Genomic DNA, 18,307 nt, shown 5'->3' on the forward strand with positions numbered 1-18,307 from the left:
TATCGCGGGGCGGGCCGGGAATCGGCCGACCCCGTCGCGGTTTTTAGAGCGTCTTGACGAAGTCCAGCACCGCCGCGGCGTGGCCTGGCACTTTGACGCCGCGCCATTCGCGCGCGATGTCGCCGTTCCGGCCAATCACGAAGGTGCTGCGTTCAATCCCTCTGACCTGTTTGCCATACATATTCTTCATCTTGATGACGCCAAACAGATTGCAAACAACCTCCTCTGCATCGGACAACAATTCGAATGGCAGCTCCAGCTTGGCTTTGAAGTTCTCGTGAGACTTCAGGCTGTCGCGGGAAATGCCGACAACGGCGGCGCCGGCGGCGGCGAATTCGGCGTGCAGATCGCGGAAATCCATGGTTTCGTTGGTGCAGCCGGGGGTGTTGTCTTTGGGGTAGAAGTAGATCACCAGCGGCTTGGGGCTGCTGGACAGCTGAAACGAGACGCCGGCGGTGCCGGGCAGGGTGAAGTCGGGGCAAGCAATGCCGGACATGCAGTAACTCCTGTGGTGGAACTGGGTTGGTGCGTCCGCCTTGTTTTGAGATTAGCGGATTCCCGCCCGGTTAGACAATGGGAATGGGTAACGAAATTTTCACGGCGCGTGTTCCCGCCGCAGCAGCACCAAGAGCGCGCCGGCGCCGCCCATGGATTCGCCGGCCTCGCAAAAGGCCAGCACGTCGGGGTGGTGCTTGAGCCAGGCGCGCACCATGCGCTTGAGCACGGGCTGGCCGTTGGAGCCGAAGCCCTTGCCGTGTATCACCCGCACGCAGGGGCCGTGGCGCCGCGCCTGGTGCAGGAACAGCGCCAAGGCGTCCTGGGCCTGGTAGCGGTCGCAACCGTGCAGGTCGAGCTGGCGACAGACCGGCCAGAAGCCTGCGCGCAGCTTTTTCAGCGTGGCGGAGGGCATGCCGGGCCGGGCGAAATGGGCGTCGATCTCGGCCGGTTCGAACCAGCCCACCATCTGCTGCAGCAAGGCCTGTTGCACCGCTTCCGACGTCTGGCCGTGTTGATGGCGGCGGCGCGGGTGCGGGCTGGGCTTGGGGCGAGGGCTGGCGTGGCGGTTGTCCGGCTTCAGCGGCTTGACGTCGCGGAACAGCTGGCGGAAATCCGGTTCCGGTTCGGCCGGCGGCGCGGCGGAAACGGAAACGCCAGCCGGCGCGCGGGAGTCGCGCACCTGCTGGCGCAGGCCTTGCAAGGCTTTCTTGAAGGCTTTCAAGCGTTTACTTCAGACTGTCCAGGTAACGTTCCGCGTCCAGGGCGGCCTGGCAGCCGGAGGCCGCGCTGGTCACCGCCTGGCGGTAGATGTGGTCCTGCACGTCGCCGGCGGCGAACACGCCCGCCGCGCTGGTGGCGGTGGCGTTGCCCTCGCGGCCGCTCTTGGTGATCAGGTAGCCGGTGCCGTCCATTTCCAGCTGGCCTTTGAAGATCTCGGTGTTCGGCTGGTGGCCGATGGCGACGAAGAGGCCCATCACCTTGATTTCTTCGGTGGAGGCGTCCTGCATGGACTTCAGGCGCAGGCCGGTGACGCCGGAAGCGTCGCCCAGCACTTCGTCCAGGGTGGCGTTCAGCTTCAGGCTGATCTTGCCTTCCTTGACGCGGCCCATCAGCTTGTCGATCAGAATCTTCTCGGCGCGGAAGGTTTCGCGGCGGTGGATCAGGGTCACGTGCTTGGCGATGTTGGCCAGGTACAGCGCTTCTTCCACCGCGGTGTTGCCGCCGCCGATCACCGCCACGTCCTGGTTGCGGTAGAAGAAGCCGTCGCAGGTGGCGCAGGCGGACACGCCCTTGCCCTTGAACGCTTCTTCGGAGGCCAGGCCCAGGTATTTGGCCGAGGCGCCGGTGGCGATGATCAGCGCGTCGCAGGTGTATTCGCCGGCGTCGCCCACCAGGCGGATCGGTTTTTCATGCAGATGGGTGGTGTGGATGTGGTCGAACAGGATTTCGGTGCCGAAGCGCTCGGCGTGCTGCTGAAAGCGCTGCATCAGTTCCGGGCCCATCACGCCGGCGGCGTCCGCGGGCCAGTTGTCCACGTCGGTGGTGGTCATCAACTGGCCGCCTTGCGCCAGGCCGGTGACCAGCACCGGCTTCAGGTTGGCGCGCGCCGCGTAAACGGCGGCGGTGTAGCCGGCGGGGCCGGAGCCAAGAATCAGCAGGGGGCTATGGCGAGTCGTGGTCATGATGTTTTCCTGTGTGAGAAGCGGGTAATGAAACCGATTGCGTCAAACCGGGGCTGCCGGTTGGGCGCCGAGGTCGAGTCGTTCAGTTCTGAAGTATGGTGTCTGTCCGTCGGAATCCAAGAGCAAGAGCGGACTATTCAGCCAGCGGGCCCGCGCGCGGGCGCCGGCGTTTCGGCTGACAATATACAAGAGCGGCGGGGCAAGGTTAAGCGTTGGCTTGATTGGAATATTCAACATTGCTGATTGAATTCCTTTATCGCCGTTCCCGGCCGTCCTATCGGCCGGGCTTGGTTCTGGCTGAAATCATTTGCTCATTCACGCGTCGATTCAAAAGCTTGCCGTTTTTCGGGGCGCCGTCATGCCGGAATCCGCGGCGGGGCTAGGCCCGCTTGGCCCGCCGCGGCCGCGCGGCGGCTACTTGCCAGCACCGGCCGCGTGCTATACTGTCCGTTTTCGCGTTGGGTGCGTGGTGTAACTCCGCGCAGCGCCACCTCTGAGGTGAGGCAATGTCCTTCGTGTCTGCCGATCCGTGGCGTCGTACCGTCCCAGATGACTAAACCTGTCACACACTTAAGGATTTAACATGCAAGTACAGCTGGAAACATTGAGCAATCTTGAGCGCCGCATGAATATCGCCCTGCCGATGGCGGCCATCGACACGCAAGTGGCCGAGCGCCTGAAGCGCGTGGCCCGCAACGCCAAGATTCAAGGTTTCCGCCCGGGCAAGGCTCCGCTGAAGATCGTGGAAATGAACTACGGCGCCCAGGTGCGTGAAGAAGTGATGGGTGAACAGGTTCAACAGGGTTTCTACTCCGCCGTGAGCGAGCAGAAGCTGCGCGTTGCCGGCTACCCGCGCTTCGAGCCGGTAGCCGCCGGCGACGACAAGGAAAACTTCAAGTTCGCCGCCACTTTCGAGGTTTACCCGGAAGTGAAGGTTGGCGAGCTGGCCGGCAAGGAAGTGGAAAAGCCGCTGACCCCGGTGACCGACGCCGAAATCGAGAAAACCATCGATATCCTGCGCAAGCAGCGCACCCGCTACAACCGCGTTGAGCGCGAAGCCGCCACCGGCGACCGCGTGATCATCGACTTCAAAGGCGCCATCGACGGCGTGCTCTTCGAAGGCGGTTCTTCCGAGAACTTCCCCTTCGTGCTGGGCCAAGGCCAGATGTTGGCCGAGTTTGAAGCGGGCGTCGCCGGCATGAAGGAAGGCGACATCAAGAGCGTGGAAGTGAGCTTCCCCGAGGATTACCACGGCAAGGACGTGGCCGGCAAAACCGCCGTGTTCGAAATCCTGCTGAAGAACGTGGCTGAAGCCGTGCTGCCGGAAGTGAACGAAGAGTTCGCCAAGCTGCTGGGCATCGCCGACGGCGACGTTGAGAAAATGCGCGCTGAAATCCGCAAGAACGTGGAACGCGAAGTGAAGCGCCGTTTGCAGGCCCGCACCAAGGAAAACGTGATGCAGGCGCTGTTGGACGCCACCGAGATCGAACTGCCGAAAGCCCTGGTCAGCCTGGAAATCGGCCGTCTGGTCGAGCAAGCCCGTCGCGACATGCAGCAACGCGGCATGAACGTCAAAGACATGCCGTTCCCGCCGGAACTGTTCGCTCAGCAAGCCGAGCGCCGCGTGGCTCTGGGTCTGATCCTGTCCGAAGTGGTGGAATCCAACAAGCTGGAAGCCAAGCAAGACCAAGTCAAGGCCATGATCACCGAGTTCGCCGACAGCTACGAAGATCCGGCTGAAGTGCTGACCTGGTATTACGCCAGCCCGGACCGCCTGGAAGGTCCGACTTCCATGGTACTGGAAGACAATGTGGTTGAATTTGTGCTGTCCAAGGCCAATGTTGTAGAGAAAGAACTGTCCTTCGACGCCCTGATGGGCAACAACGCCTGATAACAGCTGGAGTGGCCGATGAAATCGATGATGGAACCTCAAGGTCTGGGCCTGGTGCCCATGGTGGTGGAACAGAGCGGCCGCGGCGAGCGCGCGTATGACATCTACTCGCGTCTGCTGAAGGAACGCATCGTGTTCCTGGTGGGCCCTGTCACGGATGAGTCGGCCAACCTGGTTGTGGCGCAGATGTTGTTCCTTGAATCGGAAAATCCGGACAAGGACATCCACTTCTACATCAACTCGCCGGGTGGGTCGATTACCGCGGGCATGTCCATTTACGACACGATGAACTTCATCAAGCCGGATGTTTCCACCTTGTGCATTGGCCAGGCCGCCAGCATGGGCGCCTTCCTGCTCGCCGCCGGCGCGCAGGGCAAGCGCTTCGCGCTGGCCAATAGCCGGGTGATGATTCACCAGCCGCTGCTGTACGGCGGCGGCCTGTCCGGCCAGGTCACCGATATCGAGATCCATGCTCGCGAACTGGTCAAAGTCAAGGCCAAGATGAACGAGCTGCTGGCCAAACATAGCGGCCAGCAACTGGAGCGGGTGATCGCCGACACCGAGCGCGACAACTTCATGTCCGCCGACGAGGCACAGGCCTACGGCTTGATCGACAAAGTGCTGACGTCCCACAAGGACGTGAAAGCTTAAGGAGCGATGGAATCCGCCAATGGCTGATAAGAACAGCAATGAAAAGCTTCTCTACTGCTCTTTCTGCGGCAAGAGCCAGCATGAAGTCCAACGCCTGATCGCCGGGCCGCAGGTCTTCATCTGCAACGAATGCGTCGAGCTGTGCAACGACATCATTCGCGAGGAGCTGGAGAAGGGCGTCGGCGACGCCGCGTCCTCCTCCGAAGACAGTCCGCTGCCTACGCCTCAGGAAATCCGCGCGGATCTCGACCAATACATCATTGGTCAGGATTTCGCCAAGAAGACCCTGTCGGTGGCGGTGTACAACCACTACAAGCGTCTGAGCAGCCCGGCAAGCAAGAGCGAGGTCGAGCTGGCCAAGAGCAATATCCTGCTGATCGGTCCGACCGGTTCCGGCAAGACCTTGCTCGCCCAGTCTCTGGCCCGCCTGCTGGACGTGCCCTTCGTCATCGCCGACGCCACCACGCTGACTGAAGCGGGTTACGTGGGCGAGGATGTCGAGCACATCATCCAGAAGCTGCTGCAAAAATGCGACTACGACGTGGACAAGGCCCAGCGCGGCATCGTCTACATCGACGAGATCGACAAGATCTCGCGCAAGTCGGAAAACCCGTCCATCACCCGCGACGTATCAGGCGAGGGCGTGCAGCAGGCTTTGCTGAAGCTGATCGAGGGCACCGTGGCCTCGATTCCGCCGCAGGGCGGCCGCAAGCATCCGAATCAGGAATTCATCCAGGTGGACACCACCAACATCCTGTTCATTTGCGGCGGCGCTTTCGACGGGCTGGAGAAGATCATTCGCCAGCGCTCGGAAAAGGGCGGCATCGGCTTCGGCGCCGACATCAGCTCCAAGGACGACGGCAAGAGCTTGTCCATGTTGTTCCAGGAAGTGGAGCCGCAGGATCTGATCCGTTTCGGTCTTATTCCCGAGCTGATCGGCCGGCTGCCGGTGGCGGCCACGCTGGAGGAGCTGGACGAAGAGGCGCTGGTCACCATCCTGACCCAGCCGAAGAACGCGCTGATCAAGCAGTATCAGAAGCTGTTCTCGATGGAGTCGGTGGAGCTGGAAGTGCGTCCGTCCGCCTTGCGGGTGATCGCCAAGCAGGCGCTGAGCCGCAAGACCGGCGCGCGTGGTTTGCGCTCCATCCTGGAACGGGCGCTGCTCGACACCATGTACGAGCTGCCGTCCATGGCCGACGTGGAAAAAGTCGTGGTGGATGAAAAGGTTATCGACAAGGGCGACAAACCGCTGTTCATTTATCGCGACAAGGACGACAAGGCGCAATCGGCCTGATTGTCCGCCGCGACTCCGGAGACCGCCCAAACCGGGCGGTTTTTTATTTGTAGAGCCGGAAATCTGATTTAGTATGGGGGTGTTGAATTTTACTGTCCGCCCCCCATCTCCCAAGCATTGTTTCATAAGCAAGGTTAGGTGATATGCCGCAACCCGCAGAACTCAAAGAAGAAGCCACGCTGCCATTGCTGCCGCTGCGCGACGTGGTGGTCTTCCCCCATATGGTGATCCCGTTGTTCGTCGGCCGCGCCAAGTCCATCCGCGCGCTGGAACTGGCGATGGACGAGGGCAAGCAAATCCTCTTGGTGGCGCAGCGTTCCGCCTCCAAGGACGAACCGTCCGCCGACGACCTGTATCAAGTCGGCACCATCGCTTCGGTATTGCAGATGCTCAAGCTGCCGGACGGCACCGTCAAGGTGCTGGTCGAAGGCCGTCAGCGCGCGATGATCGAATCCGTGGGCGAAGAAAACGAATGCTTCGTCGGCGCCTTCAAGCCGCTGAGCCCGGAGGCCGAGGAATCGACCGAGACCGAGGCGATGCGCCGCGCGCTGCTCGCGCAGTTCGAGCAGTACGTCAAGCTGAACAAGAAGATTCCGCCGGAAGTGTTGAACTCGCTGGCCGGCATCGACCGCGCCGGCCGCATGGCCGACACCATCATCGCCCACCTGCCGCTGAAGCTGGAACAGAAGCAGGAAGTGCTGGAGATGTTCGACGTGCAGCAGCGTCTCGAGCACCTGATGTCGCAGCTGGAAGGCGAAATCGACATCCTGCAGGTGGAGAAGCGCATCCGCGGCCGTGTCAAGCGGCAGATGGAAAAGAGCCAGCGCGAGTACTATCTGAACGAGCAGGTCAAGGCGATTCAGAAAGAGCTGGGCGAGATGGACGAGGTCAGCGACCTCGACGAGCTGGAAAACAAGATCAAGGTCGCCGGCATGAGCAAGGAGGGTCGCGAGAAGGCGATGTCCGAGCTCAAGAAGCTGCGCATGATGTCGCCGATGTCGGCGGAAGCCACCGTGGTGCGCAACTACATCGACACCCTGCTCGAACTGCCGTGGAAGAAGAAGACCAAGATCAGCAAGGACGTGGCCAAGGCCGAGGAAGTGCTGGACGAGGATCACTTCGGCCTGGAGAAGGTCAAGGAGCGGATTCTGGAGTACCTGGCGGTGCAACAGCGAGTCGACAAGCTCAAGGCGCCGATTCTGTGCTTGGTGGGGCCGCCGGGCGTGGGCAAGACCTCGCTGGGCCAGTCCCTGGCGCGCGCCACCAACCGCAAGTTCGTGCGCATGGCGCTGGGCGGGGTGCGCGACGAGTCCGAGATCCGCGGCCATCGCCGCACCTATATCGGCTCCATGCCGGGCAAGGTGCTGCAGAACATGAGCAAGGCGGCGGTGAAGAACCCGTTGTTCCTGCTGGACGAAGTGGACAAGATGGGCGCGGATTTCCGCGGCGATCCGTCGTCGGCCTTGCTGGAGGTCTTGGACCCGGAGCAGAACCACTCCTTCATCGATCATTACGCCGAAGTCGAATTCGACTTGTCCGACGTGATGTTCGTGGCCACGGCCAACTCGCTGAACATTCCGCCGGCGCTGCTGGACCGGATGGAAATCATTCGTCTCGCCGGCTACACCGAGGACGAAAAGGTCAATATCGCCACCAAATACCTGCTGCCCAAGCAAATGAAGGCCAACGGCGTGCAGGAGGGCGAGCTGGCGGTGCAGGAGACCGCGCTGCGCGACATCGTGCGCTACTACACCCGTGAAGCCGGCGTGCGCAGCCTGGACCGCGAAATCGCCAAGATCTGCCGCAAGGTGGTGACCAGCGCCTCGCTGAAGGCCGGCAAGGCGAGCAAGGTGACCGTCAGCGGCCGCAACCTGGACAAATTCCTGGGCGTGCGCCGTTTCGATTACGGCATCGCCGAGGACGAGAACCGCATCGGCCAGGTCACCGGCTTGGCGTGGACCGAGGTGGGCGGCGAACTGCTGACCATCGAGGCGGTGTCGCTGCCGGGCAAGGGCAACATCATCCGCACCGGCCAGCTGGGCGAGGTGATGCAGGAGTCCATCACCGCGGCGATGAGCGTGGTGCGCAGCCGCGCGCGTTCGCTGGGCATCAAGCCGGACTTCTACGAGAAGAGCGATATGCACATCCACGTGCCGGAAGGCGCGACGCCCAAAGACGGGCCCAGCGCCGGCATCGCGATGACCACGGCCCTGGTGTCCATCCTGACAGGCATTCCGGTGCGCGCCGACGTGGCGATGACCGGCGAGATCACGCTGCGCGGCGAGGTATTGCCCATCGGCGGCCTGAAAGAGAAGCTGCTGGCGGCGCATCGCGGCGGGATCAAGCACGTGTTGATCCCCAAAGGCAACGAAAAAGATTTGGTTGAAATTCCCGCCAATATCAAGCATAAAATCGAAATCCATGCCGTTAAGTGGATAGACGAAGTCTTGGCTTTGGCCTTGGAGCGGCAACCGGAGCCTTTGTCGGAAGAAGAAAAGCCGGCGGAGGAGTTGCGAGGGACGCAGGAGGCAGCGCAAGGCGTGTCCGTGATGAAGCATTAAGAATCATGGCCTTAGCCGAACGCTGAATAACTTGTGTTCAAGCGGCTTTCCAGTGTGTTTGCGAAATGGCAAAATGCCCGTCAAAGCCGCTTGACACAAGGATTTCGCCCTTGCTATAAAGCAAGCGGTTTTTATCCGAATTACGTAGACCGAGAACGACGAAAGGGGACTTACGTGAACAAGTCTGAACTGATTGACGCTATTGCCGCTGAGGCCGATATCTCCAAAGCCGCCGCCGCCAAGGCGCTGGACGGCATGGTGGCCGCTGTAACCGACGCTCTGAAAAAGGGCGACACCGTGACCCTGGTGGGCTTCGGCACCTTCTACGTTGGCGAACGCGCTGAACGCAGCGGCCGCAACCCGAAGACCGGCGCCACCATCAAGATCCCGGCAGCTCGTTCGCCGAAGTTCCGTGCTGGCAAGGCACTGAAAGACGCGCTATAATTAGCGGCCTTGGCAGCCCCTAGCGGCTGGCAAGGTGTTTCGAGGGGCGTTTAGCTCAGTTGGTAGAGCGTCTGCCTTACAAGCAGAATGTCGGCGGTTCGACTCCGTCAACGCCCACCACAGTCCGGAGCGGTAGTTCAGTTGGTTAGAATACCGGCCTGTCACGCCGGGGGTCGCGGGTTCGAGTCCCGTCCGCTCCGCCAGAACTCACAAAAAGGTGAACGAAATACAGCGTTCACCTTTTTTTTTGACAAGGGTGGCTCAAGCCAATCGCCATGTTCGAGTTTGTCCAGAACAATAAAGTCTTCATTCAGGTTGTATTGGGAGCTGTTGCGTTGACCTTCGTGGGCTTCGGCGTGGGCAGCTATGAAGCAGCTTCCGACGACCCTTATCTCGCCAAGGTAGGTTCCGCCAAGATTTACAAGCGCGATCTGGATCGAGCCTTGGAGGGCCAGCCCACCGATCCGGCCAGCCGCCAGGCCGCGCTGGAAAACCTGATCCGTCAGGAACTGCTGCTGTCCGACGCGCATGACCGCGGCGTCACCGTCAGCCCCGAGCAGCTGCGCAAAGTCATCGCCTCCATTCCCGCCTTCCAGGACAACGGCAAGTTCAGCCCGGAACGCTATCGCGAATTCCTGCAAAACCGCTATCCGTCTCCGGAAGCCTTCGAAGCCCAGGTCAAGCGCGACATCGTGCTGCAAAGCCAGCTGACCGGCATCGCCGGCACCGAGTTCGTCGCCGGCACCGTGGTCAACCGTCTGGCCGGCCTGTTGGGCGAGGGCCGCGAAGTGCGCTCTTTGCTGTTGAAGCCGGCGGATTTCGCCGCCGAGGTCAAGACCGACGACGCCGCGCTCAAGGCCTTCTACGACGCCAACCTGAAGCGTTTCCGCGTACCGGAGCGGGTCAAGCTCGACTACGTGCTGCTGTCCCAGGACGCCTTGGCTCAAGGCCTTAAGCCCAGCGACGCCGAGCTGCAGAAATACTACGAAGAACACAAGGCCGAGTTCAGCAACGAACAGCGCCGCGCCTCCCATATCTTGCTGACGGTGGCCAAGGACGCCAAGCCGGAGCAGAAGGCCAAGATCAAGGCCGAAGCCGAGGCCTTGCTGAAGGATGTGCGCGCCAATCCGGCCCGTTTCGCCGAACTGGCCAAGGCCAAGTCGCAAGATCCGGGCTCCGCGGCCAATGGCGGCGATCTGGGTTTCTTCGGTCACGGCATGATGGTCAAGCCTTTCGACGACGCGGTGTTCCGCATGAAGCCGGGCCAGATCAGCGAAGTGATCGAAACCGAGTTCGGTTATCACATCATCAAGCTGGACGAAGTGAAGGCTCAGGACTTCGCCGAAGTGAAGGCGGCTATCGCCGAGAAGCTGCAGCGTCAGCAGGCGGGCAGCCTGTTCCGCAGCCAGGCCGACAAACTGACCGAACTGGCCTACCAGCAGGGCGATTCGCTGAAGGCGCTGCAAGAGCAGCTGAAGCTGCAGCCGCAGCATTCCGATTGGCTGAGCCGCGGCAAGCCGGCGGCGGACCCGCTGCTCAACAGCCCCAAGGTGCTTGAGGCGGCGTTCAGCGAAGACGTGCTGAAGAAGAAGCACAATAGCGAGCCGGTGGACATCGGCAACAGCCGCCTGTTGGTGGTGCGCGTGGCCGAACATCAGCCGGAGCGTCAGCAGACGATGGACGAGGTGCGCGAGGTGATCAAGGCCGAGCTGGTGGCCAAGGAAGGCGCCAAGCTGGCCGAGAAGAAGGGCCAGGCGCTGTTGGCCGAGCTGAAGGCGGGCAAGGGCGAGGGCAAGGCTTGGAGCGAAGCCAAGACCCTGCTGCGTCGCGATCCGGCCGGTCTGCCCATCGCCGACGCGCGGGCGGTGTTCGCCGCTCAGGCGGGCAAGCTGCCGGCCTTCGCCGGCGCCAAGCGCGACAACGGCGAATACGCGCTCTATCGCATCGACAAGGTGATTCCGGCGCCGGCGGCCAGCGAGGCCGAACGCGGCCAGCTGAGCGCGATCCTGGGCGAGATGAACGCCAACGCCCAGCTGTCCAGCTATCTGGACACCTTGCGTCAGAAGTACAGCGTGACGATGGGCAAGCAGGGTTTGTCCGACGCGCAATAAGTCCGGTTTGAACGATGTCCGATCGCCGCCGTCAGCGTTTGCTGGCGGCGGTTTTTCATATGCCGCACACTGATTTGCTTATAAGTTTGAGCGCTAAGCGGGCGATTTTTTTGAGCGGGATGAGATAATTTCAATCTTTTTTAGCCGGAACTATTGACTGGAAACGAAAATAGATGTTCAATCATAAACAAATTTAGTCGCCGATTTGAACACAGCTTGCGGGCGTAAAACAGCTAAAGCGTGGGTAAGCAGCCCCAGGACGTGATCCAGCATCTGCTTACAGTAATCTCGATTCCGTAGTGATTCCGAAGATTCCCATGCAAGGCCCGCCAAGTTCATTGGCGGGCCTTGTGTTTTTGGAGTATTTGGAATGATTCATCTGCAAAATGTTCGTAAGCGTTTCCGTCACCCCGAGGGGGGCTGGTTCGATGCGGTCACGGACACCTCTCTCACGATTCGTCCGGGCGAAGTCTTCGGACTGATCGGCTTTTCCGGCGCCGGCAAATCCACCTTGCTGCGCCTGATCAATCTGCTGGAGCGTCCGGACCACGGCGCCGTCATCGTCGATGGCGAAGATCTGACCAGCCTGTCCGCCAAGGCCTTGCGCCGCGCGCGCCAGAATATCGGCATGGTGTTCCAGCAATTCAATTTGATGGCCAACCGCACCGTGGCCGGCAACGTCGCCTTCCCGCTGGAAGTGGCGGGCTGGGCCAGGGCGGATATCGACAAGCGCGTCCATGAATGCCTGGAAGTGGTGGGCCTCTTGGACCGCGCCAATCACTATCCGGCGCAATTGTCCGGCGGCCAGAAGCAGCGCGTCGGCATCGCCCGCGCGCTGGCGCCCAATCCCAAGGTGATCCTGGCCGACGAGCCCACCTCGGCGCTGGACCCGAAAACCACTCAAGCCGTGCTGGATTGTCTGAAGGACATCAATCAACGCTTTGGCGTCACCATTGTCATCGTCACCCACGAGATGGGCGTGGTGAGGGCGATCTGCCATCGCGCGGCGGCACTGGACGCCGGCCGGGTGGTGGAAGTGGTGGATGTGTCGAATAACGAGGTGGCGGCGGATTCCGATCTGGCGCGCTCGCTGCTGGAGGCCGCGTAATGGATGCCGCAACCCTGAACGAAGCATTGCAAAACCTGGTGAGCATGGGGCCGGAAATCTGGCAGGCCTTCCAGGAAACGCTAGTGATGCTGGGCATAGGCCTGAGCGCGGCCGTCTTGCTGGGCGGTCCGCTCGGGATCGTGCTCTACCTGACCCAGCCGGGCCAGCAGTTCGCCAACCGTGCGCTGAACGGCGTGCTGGGCTGGGTGGTGAACCTGGTGCGTTCCTTCCCCTTCATCATCCTGATGGTGTCGCTGGTGCCGCTGACGCGAGCGCTGGTGGGCAGCACCATCGGTCCGGTGGCGGCTTCGGTGCCGCTGGCTTTTGCCGCGATTCCGTATTTCGGCCGCCTGGTCGAGCAGACGCTGCGCGAAATTCCGCGCGGCGTGGTGGAGGCGGCAGAGGCGATGGGCGCCAGCCCGCTGCAGATCATCTGCAAGGTCTTGCTCAACGAGGCGCGCTCCGGCCTGATTTCCAGTCTGACCATTCTGACCATCAGCTTCCTGAGCTATACCGCGGTGGCGGGGGTCGTGGGCGGCGGCGGCATCGGCGATCTGGCCATCCGTTACGGCTACTACCGTTATCAGACCGATGTGATGGTGGCCATGGTGCTGATGCTGGTGGCGCTGGTGCAAGTCATCCAGCTGCTGGGCAACCGGCTGGCCGCCAAGCTGGACAAACGTTGACATCCGCCGGCGTCAGGCGCCGGCAGGGCTAAGCTTTTACCTATCAATGGACAAGCAGGAGAAACAAATGCGTAGATTCGTGATCAAGGCAGTGGCGGCGTCGGTATTGGGTTTGGCGACGGCGGGTGTGGCGCTGGCGGCGGACCCGGCCAAGAAGGACATCGTGATCGGCACCACCGTCGGCGATTTCGGCGACATGGTCAAGCAATCGATCAAGCCCATCCTGGAAAAGCAGGGTTACAAGGTCAAGCTGGTGGAGTTCACCGATTACGTGCGTCCTAACCTGGCCTTGCAGGAAGGCGCGCTGGACGTGAATGTGTTCCAGCACAAGCCCTATCTGGACAACTTCGTCAAAGAGCACAAGCTGAACCTGAAAGAAGCGTTCCAGGTGCCGACCGCGCCGCTGGGCATCTACGCCGGCAAGATCAAGGCGCTGAAAGACGTCAAAGTGGGTTCCACCGTGGCCGCCCCCAACGATCCGTCCAATTTCGCCCGCGCGCTGGTGATGCTGGCCGATCTGGGCTGGGTCAAGCTGAAACCGGGCATCAACCCGCTGACCGCTTCCGAGCGCGACATCGCCGTCAATGTGAAGAAGATCAAGATCATTCCGCTGGAAGCCGCGCAACTGCCGCGTTCGCGCAGCGATGTGGACTTCTCGGTGATCAACGGCAATTACGCCACCAGCTCCGGCATCAAGCTGACCGAGGCAATCTATCAGGAAAAGAGCTACGCCTACGTCAACTGGGGCGCGGTGCGCACGGCGGACCTGGCCAAGCCTTGGGCCAAGGACGTGGTGGCGGCTTACAACTCGCCGGCGTTCAAGGCTTTCGCCAAGCAGAAGTACGCGGGCTACAAGCTGCCGCAGAACTGGAACTAAGCGAGATCGCTTATTCGCGCGCCGGCAGACGGCCGGCGGCGCAGGATTTCTTGTAACACTCCTGGCTACAAGACTTGATGGGAGGGCTTAGCCCTCCCAATTTTTTTGTGCGCTTAGAACGTGTTTACGATTTCGCGAGCTAAGGTGAGACAAGGCGAAAACCGCTGAGAAAGCGGAGTGTACACACGGTACATGAGCATTTCGAAGGGGCACTCACCGTGTGAGGTCTCACGACGCGCAGCAGATCGTAAACAGGTTTCTCAGGCCCGTTAACAAAACCCCTGATCCTGCGTTGCGTCTCCTTGTCGTACTACTGGTGCTGTCTGCGTCGGCGCGCCTTGGCTCAGGTGCGCTGCACGGTTTTGTTAGGGCTCTTATTTCAGATAGGAGCGCAAGACGCCCACCACCTGTTCCAGGTCCCGGCTGCGCTGCAGCGGGTCGTCGGCCTCAGGGCCCAGATGTTCGCGCAGATGGCCCTCCATCACTTCCATCATCAGCCCATTGACGGCGCCGCGCACCGCGGCGATCTGTTGCAGCACGGCCGAGCAATCGACTTCCTGTTCCAGCGCGCGTTCCAGCGCTTCCGCCTGGCCCTTGATGCGGCGGACGCGGGTCAATAATTTCTTCTTGTCTTTCACGGTATGCGGCATGCGAGCGGCTTCCTTCTATTGATAATATACTGGGGTATAGTATATTGACGCCAATCCGCCGCCGGACGCGTTGATTCCAATCGTCAGCGGCGGCCAAACGGAACTCATTGTAAAGAAGGTCAAAGATGCCGCCAATCGCCGAGCTGATCCAACAGGGCAACATCAATCTCTGGCTGTTCATTCCGTCCGCCATCCTGTTGGGCGCGCTGCACGGGCTGGAGCCCGGACATTCCAAGACCATGATGGCGTCTTTCATCATCGCCATCCGCGGCAGCATAGGCCAGGCGGTGCTGCTGGGTTTGTGCGCGGCCTTGTCGCATTCGCTGATCGTCTGGCTGCTGGCGGCGCTGGCGCTCCAATACGGCAATCAGTTGATCGCCGAACAGGCGGAGCCGTATCTGATGCTGTTTTCCGCCGTAGTGGTTTTGGCGGTGGCGGCCTGGATGTTGTGGCGCACCCGGCGGGACAATCTGGCGGCGCGGGCCATGCGGCGGCCGCCAAACGGCGGCAGCATGATAGACACCGGCCATGGTCTGGTCGAGGCCTTGCTTCTGCGCGAGGACGGTCTGCGCGTGGCCTTGTACCAGTACGGCGCCGGTCTGCGACGGCTGAAACCCGATGGGCGCGGCTTGGCGCTGGCGTGGCAAGGCGAGGAGGAGGCCGGGGAACTGGCTTTCGAAACTGAGGGGGAGTATCTGCTCAGCCCGCTCTTGCCGGCCGGGGCGATGGCGAAGGCCTTGCTCCTAAGCCATGGCGGCCACGTTCATCGCTATCCCGTGCGTTTCGCGCCGGCGGCCGGCGCCGAGGGAGCGGGGACGTATCGCCGGGCGGTGAGCGCGGGACCGGCCAAGCCGGCGCGAAGAGCGACGGCGACGCTGCCCGCCTATCAGGACGCGCATGAACGCGCGCACGCCGAGCACATCCAGCGGCGCTTCGCCGGCAGGAAGGTGGGTAATGCGCAGATCGCCTTGTTCGGCCTGACCGGCGGGCTGATACCGTGTCCGGCCTCGGTGACCATTTTGCTGCTATGCCTGCATCTGAAGCGCTTCTCCCTGGGCGCCACCATGGTGGCTTCGTTCAGCCTGGGGCTGGCCTTGGCGCTGGTCAGCGTCGGCGTGCTGGCGGCCTGGGGCGTGCGCCAGGCGGGCGCCCGTTTCGGCGGCCTGGGCGAGTGGGCGCGGCGCGCGCCCTATCTGTCGGCGGGGCTGATGTTGGTGGTGGGCTTGGCGATGGCCGCGCAGGCCGCGCGCGGCCTCGCCGCTTAGCGCTTGTTCAAGGTCTGCCGCGCTTCGTGGGGCGCGGCGCGGCGAGTACGGCTTCGAAATGCCCATGCAGCGCTTGCACGCTCCGCTTTCTCCGCCGCAAGGCCTTGTCCCGCTCTTGCTCGCGCGACTCTGAACGGTTTCCTAGGACGGCTGCCGCGCGGCGCCGGCGCGGCCCAGGTAACGTCCCAGCCAGCGGTCTTGTTCCCACAGCATGTGCAATATCGATTCGCGAGCGCGGTAGCCGTGGCTTTCCGCCGGCAGGGTCACCAGCCGCGCAACCGCGCCCAGGCCCTGCAGCGCCTGGTATAGACGCTCGCTTTGCAGCGGGAAGGTGCCTGGGTTGTTGTCCATTTCGCCGTGGATCAGCAGGAGCGGGTCCTTGATCTGATTGGCGTAGTTGAACGGCGACATGGCTTGATAAACCTCTTTGGCCTGCCAGAAATTGCGTTCCTCCGATTGGAAGCCGAAGGGCGTCAGCGTGCGGTTGTAGGCGCCGGAGCGGGCGATGCCGGCATGGAACAGCCGGGTGTGCGCCAGCAGATTGGCGCTCATGAAGGCGCCGTAGGAATGGCCGCCGACGGCGATGCGGGCCGGGTCGGCCACACCCAGGCGCACCACTTCGTCCACCGCGGCCTGGGCGTTCATTTTCAGCTGCGGCAGATAGCTGTCGTTCGGCTCTTTCTCGCCTTCTCCGACGATGGGCATGCCCGGATCGTCCAGCACCGCGTAGCCGCGCGCCAGCATGGCCAGCGGCCCCCAATAGCTGATCCGATTGAAGCGGTAGGGCGATTCCGTCACCTGGCTCGCCGCGGCGGCGGTTTTGAACTCGGTGGGATAGGCCCACATCAGCAGCGGCAGCGGGCCGTCGCGCTTGGCCTCGTAGCCGGGCGGCAAATAGAGGGTGGCGGTCAGCGCCACGCCGTCGGCGCGCCGGTAGCGCAGCAGTGTCTTGGCGACGTCCTTCAATTGCGGCGTCGGGTGCGGCACATGGGTCAGCGCCAGCGGCCCGGACGCTTGCCCCAGCGCCAGACGGTAGAGATTGGGCGGCTGGCTGACGGATTCGCGGCTGAGCAGCAGGTCCCGGCCTGCGTCGTCCAGCAGCGCGGCCGGCCGTTCGAACCAGGGCGCTTGCGATTGCCACAGCCGCGTGGCGCGTTTGTCGTCCAGCGCGTAGCGGTCGACGAAGGGGCGGTCGCCTTCGGGGCCGGCGCCTTCGCCCAATAGATAGATGGCCTTGCCGTCCGGCGTGGTTTGCAGCACGGATTGCCCGTTGGCGTTGCTGATCATGGCCGCCTCGCCGGGGTCGCTGTAGCGGTCTTCCGATTTGCGGCTGCTTAGCAGTTCCGGCGGACGGTCCTGGTCGGGGCGCGCGCGCCAGACTTTCAGTTCACGGCTTTTCCACCAGTGTTCGCGCACCAGGGCCAGGTCGCCGCGGCCCCAGCGGACGTCGGCGAAGCGGCTGGCCAGCCGCTGCAGCTGCCGCGGCGCTTGCTGGAAGGGCGCGGCTTGCAGATAGAGCGCGTCGCGCTCGGCGGCGTTTTGTCCGGGGTCGCCGCCGTCCAGCGCTTCGACCCAAAACAGGCTGGCCGGCGCGTCGGCGCGCCAGGCGATTTCGCGCGGGCCGGTCTCCACCGCGTCGTTGCCGGAAGGCATGCGTTCCAGCAGCGGCCGCTGGGTCACGGTATGCGCGATGCGGCCTTGCCGGTCCAATACGTCGACGCGCTTGGGGAAGCGGGAGATCGGCACCAGGCCGGAGTAGGGGCGTTGCAGGCGGGTGGCCAGCAGGTATTGGCGATTGGGCGAAGCGCTGACACCGAGATAGCGGTCGGGCTGGCCGATGGGGCTGAGCTTGCCGTCCAGGCTGAGCAAGGCCAATTGGCTTTGCAGCTGGTAGTCCAGCAGGTCGGCGTCGTACGGGGTCTTGAGCAGGTCGGGATAGGTCCGGGTCTGGGACGGCGCGCCGCCTTCGCTTTGCTGGATATTGGGGCCGCTCGGAGCCTGGGGCGGCCGCGGCGCCGGGCCTTGCTTCGCCGGCACGCGCTTGATCAGCAGCTGTTCGCCGAACCAGGCGAAGCCGGGGCCGGTGGCGGCGTTGAGGTGGACCTCGCCCAGCCGGCGCGCGCGGGCGTCGGCCACGTCCAACAGCCACAGCTCCACGCCCTTGGCGCCCCATAGGCTGAAAGCCACGCGGCTTTCGTCGGCGGACCAGGCGCTGTCGGCGATGCGGGCCCCGGCGGGCAGGCCGCGCACCGCGCGGCTGCGGCCCTGTTTCACGTCCAGCAGGCTTAGCGCGTTGCCGAAGTCGAAACGGCTGGCGGCGCGCATGGCGGGATTCAGGCGCAAGCCGGCCAGCTTGAGTTCGGGCTGGGCGACGTCGGCGATGCCGGGCAGACCGGGGCGATGGATTTGCAGCAGGGTCCGGCGCTTGGGGCCCAGGCTTTGCAAGGGCGGGCGCGGCGCGTCCACCAGGGCGCGCAATTCGGCGGGCGGGGTCTGATAGCCCTGTTCGGCGGCGCTTGACGGCGCCGCGGCCAGCAGGCCGGCGATCAGCGGCGCGCCGGCCAGCAGCGGAATACGAGGGGGCATGCG

The 18,307-nt window shown here is 62.9% G+C and carries 15 protein-coding genes and 2 tRNA genes; 12 read left to right on the top strand and 5 right to left on the bottom strand.

Going from position 1 to position 18,307, the window contains the following annotated elements; all coding sequences use genetic code 11:
• Nucleotides 1–43: 43 nt before the first annotated feature.
• The 3 genes from JC616_RS10780 to trxB all read right to left on the bottom strand — a co-directional run bounded on the left by JC616_RS10780 (nucleotide 44) and on the right by trxB (nucleotide 2,180).
• The gene (locus JC616_RS10780; protein WP_048414751.1) at nucleotides 44–496 is read right to left on the bottom strand and encodes a peroxiredoxin; all 453 of its coding nucleotides are present in this window, start codon (nucleotides 494–496) and stop codon (nucleotides 44–46) included.
• Nucleotides 497–595: 99 nt separating this feature from the next.
• A complete protein-coding gene (locus tag JC616_RS10785; RefSeq protein ID WP_227108205.1) occupies nucleotides 596–1,219 on the bottom strand; it encodes a Smr/MutS family protein in 624 nt (207 codons plus the stop codon).
• Between the two features lie 4 nt (nucleotides 1,220–1,223).
• Nucleotides 1,224–2,180, bottom strand: a complete 957-nt coding sequence (trxB, locus tag JC616_RS10790) for a thioredoxin-disulfide reductase (RefSeq protein ID WP_227108206.1) — start codon at nucleotides 2,178–2,180, stop codon at nucleotides 1,224–1,226.
• 583 nt (nucleotides 2,181–2,763) lie between these two features.
• Between trxB and tig the strand changes: the two genes are divergently transcribed.
• The 11 genes from tig (at nucleotide 2,764) to JC616_RS10845 (ending at nucleotide 13,803) form a co-directional block, all read left to right on the top strand.
• Nucleotides 2,764–4,071 carry a trigger factor gene (tig, locus tag JC616_RS10795; protein WP_107799213.1) on the top strand — a complete coding sequence of 436 codons (1,308 nt, stop codon included), beginning with the start codon at nucleotides 2,764–2,766 and terminating at the stop codon, nucleotides 4,069–4,071.
• A gap of 18 nt (nucleotides 4,072–4,089) precedes the next feature.
• The gene (gene clpP / locus JC616_RS10800; protein WP_107799212.1) at nucleotides 4,090–4,722 is read left to right on the top strand and encodes an ATP-dependent Clp endopeptidase proteolytic subunit ClpP; all 633 of its coding nucleotides are present in this window, start codon (nucleotides 4,090–4,092) and stop codon (nucleotides 4,720–4,722) included.
• Nucleotides 4,723–4,741: 19 nt separating this feature from the next.
• Complete coding sequence (gene clpX / locus JC616_RS10805) at nucleotides 4,742–6,016, top strand: ATP-dependent Clp protease ATP-binding subunit ClpX (RefSeq protein ID WP_107799211.1); 1,275 nt, start codon at nucleotides 4,742–4,744, stop codon at nucleotides 6,014–6,016.
• 143 nt (nucleotides 6,017–6,159) lie between these two features.
• Nucleotides 6,160–8,577, top strand: a complete 2,418-nt coding sequence (gene lon, locus JC616_RS10810; RefSeq protein ID WP_107799210.1) for an endopeptidase La — start codon at nucleotides 6,160–6,162, stop codon at nucleotides 8,575–8,577.
• A gap of 174 nt (nucleotides 8,578–8,751) precedes the next feature.
• Nucleotides 8,752–9,021, top strand: coding sequence for an HU family DNA-binding protein (locus tag JC616_RS10815; protein ID WP_019101406.1), 270 nt, complete (start codon nucleotides 8,752–8,754; stop codon nucleotides 9,019–9,021).
• A 44-nt stretch (nucleotides 9,022–9,065) separates the two neighbouring features.
• Nucleotides 9,066–9,141, top strand: a tRNA-Val gene (locus JC616_RS10820).
• A 6-nt stretch (nucleotides 9,142–9,147) separates the two neighbouring features.
• Nucleotides 9,148–9,224 (top strand) — tRNA-Asp (locus JC616_RS10825).
• Nucleotides 9,225–9,296: 72 nt separating this feature from the next.
• Nucleotides 9,297–11,132 (top strand): SurA N-terminal domain-containing protein, encoded by a 1,836-nt coding sequence (locus JC616_RS10830; protein ID WP_227108207.1) that lies wholly within the window; start codon nucleotides 9,297–9,299, stop codon nucleotides 11,130–11,132.
• A gap of 370 nt (nucleotides 11,133–11,502) precedes the next feature.
• The gene (locus tag JC616_RS10835; RefSeq protein ID WP_227108208.1) at nucleotides 11,503–12,240 is read left to right on the top strand and encodes a methionine ABC transporter ATP-binding protein; all 738 of its coding nucleotides are present in this window, start codon (nucleotides 11,503–11,505) and stop codon (nucleotides 12,238–12,240) included.
• A complete protein-coding gene (locus tag JC616_RS10840) occupies nucleotides 12,240–12,926 on the top strand; it encodes a methionine ABC transporter permease (protein WP_107799207.1) in 687 nt (228 codons plus the stop codon). Before JC616_RS10835 ends, JC616_RS10840 begins: the two co-directional genes overlap by 1 nt.
• A 67-nt stretch (nucleotides 12,927–12,993) precedes the next feature.
• Complete coding sequence (locus JC616_RS10845) at nucleotides 12,994–13,803, top strand: MetQ/NlpA family ABC transporter substrate-binding protein (protein WP_227108209.1); 810 nt, start codon at nucleotides 12,994–12,996, stop codon at nucleotides 13,801–13,803.
• A gap of 374 nt (nucleotides 13,804–14,177) precedes the next feature.
• Here the strand turns inward: JC616_RS10845 and JC616_RS10850 are convergent, their stop codons facing one another.
• Nucleotides 14,178–14,453 carry a metal/formaldehyde-sensitive transcriptional repressor gene (locus JC616_RS10850; RefSeq protein ID WP_107799205.1) on the bottom strand — a complete coding sequence of 92 codons (276 nt, stop codon included), beginning with the start codon at nucleotides 14,451–14,453 and terminating at the stop codon, nucleotides 14,178–14,180.
• A gap of 125 nt (nucleotides 14,454–14,578) precedes the next feature.
• Between JC616_RS10850 and JC616_RS10855 the strand changes: the two genes are divergently transcribed.
• Entirely contained in the window at nucleotides 14,579–15,718 is a 1,140-nt protein-coding gene (locus JC616_RS10855; RefSeq protein ID WP_227108210.1) for a HoxN/HupN/NixA family nickel/cobalt transporter, read from the top strand.
• A 141-nt stretch (nucleotides 15,719–15,859) separates the two neighbouring features.
• Here JC616_RS10855 and JC616_RS10860 read toward each other — a convergent pair whose 3' ends face one another.
• Nucleotides 15,860–18,304, bottom strand: a complete 2,445-nt coding sequence (locus JC616_RS10860; RefSeq protein WP_227108211.1) for a S9 family peptidase — start codon at nucleotides 18,302–18,304, stop codon at nucleotides 15,860–15,862.
• Nucleotides 18,305–18,307 lie beyond the last annotated feature (3 nt).

Source organism: Chromobacterium rhizoryzae (genome assembly GCF_020544465.1).
In the GTDB taxonomy this organism is placed as follows: Bacteria; Pseudomonadota; Gammaproteobacteria; order Burkholderiales; family Chromobacteriaceae; genus Chromobacterium.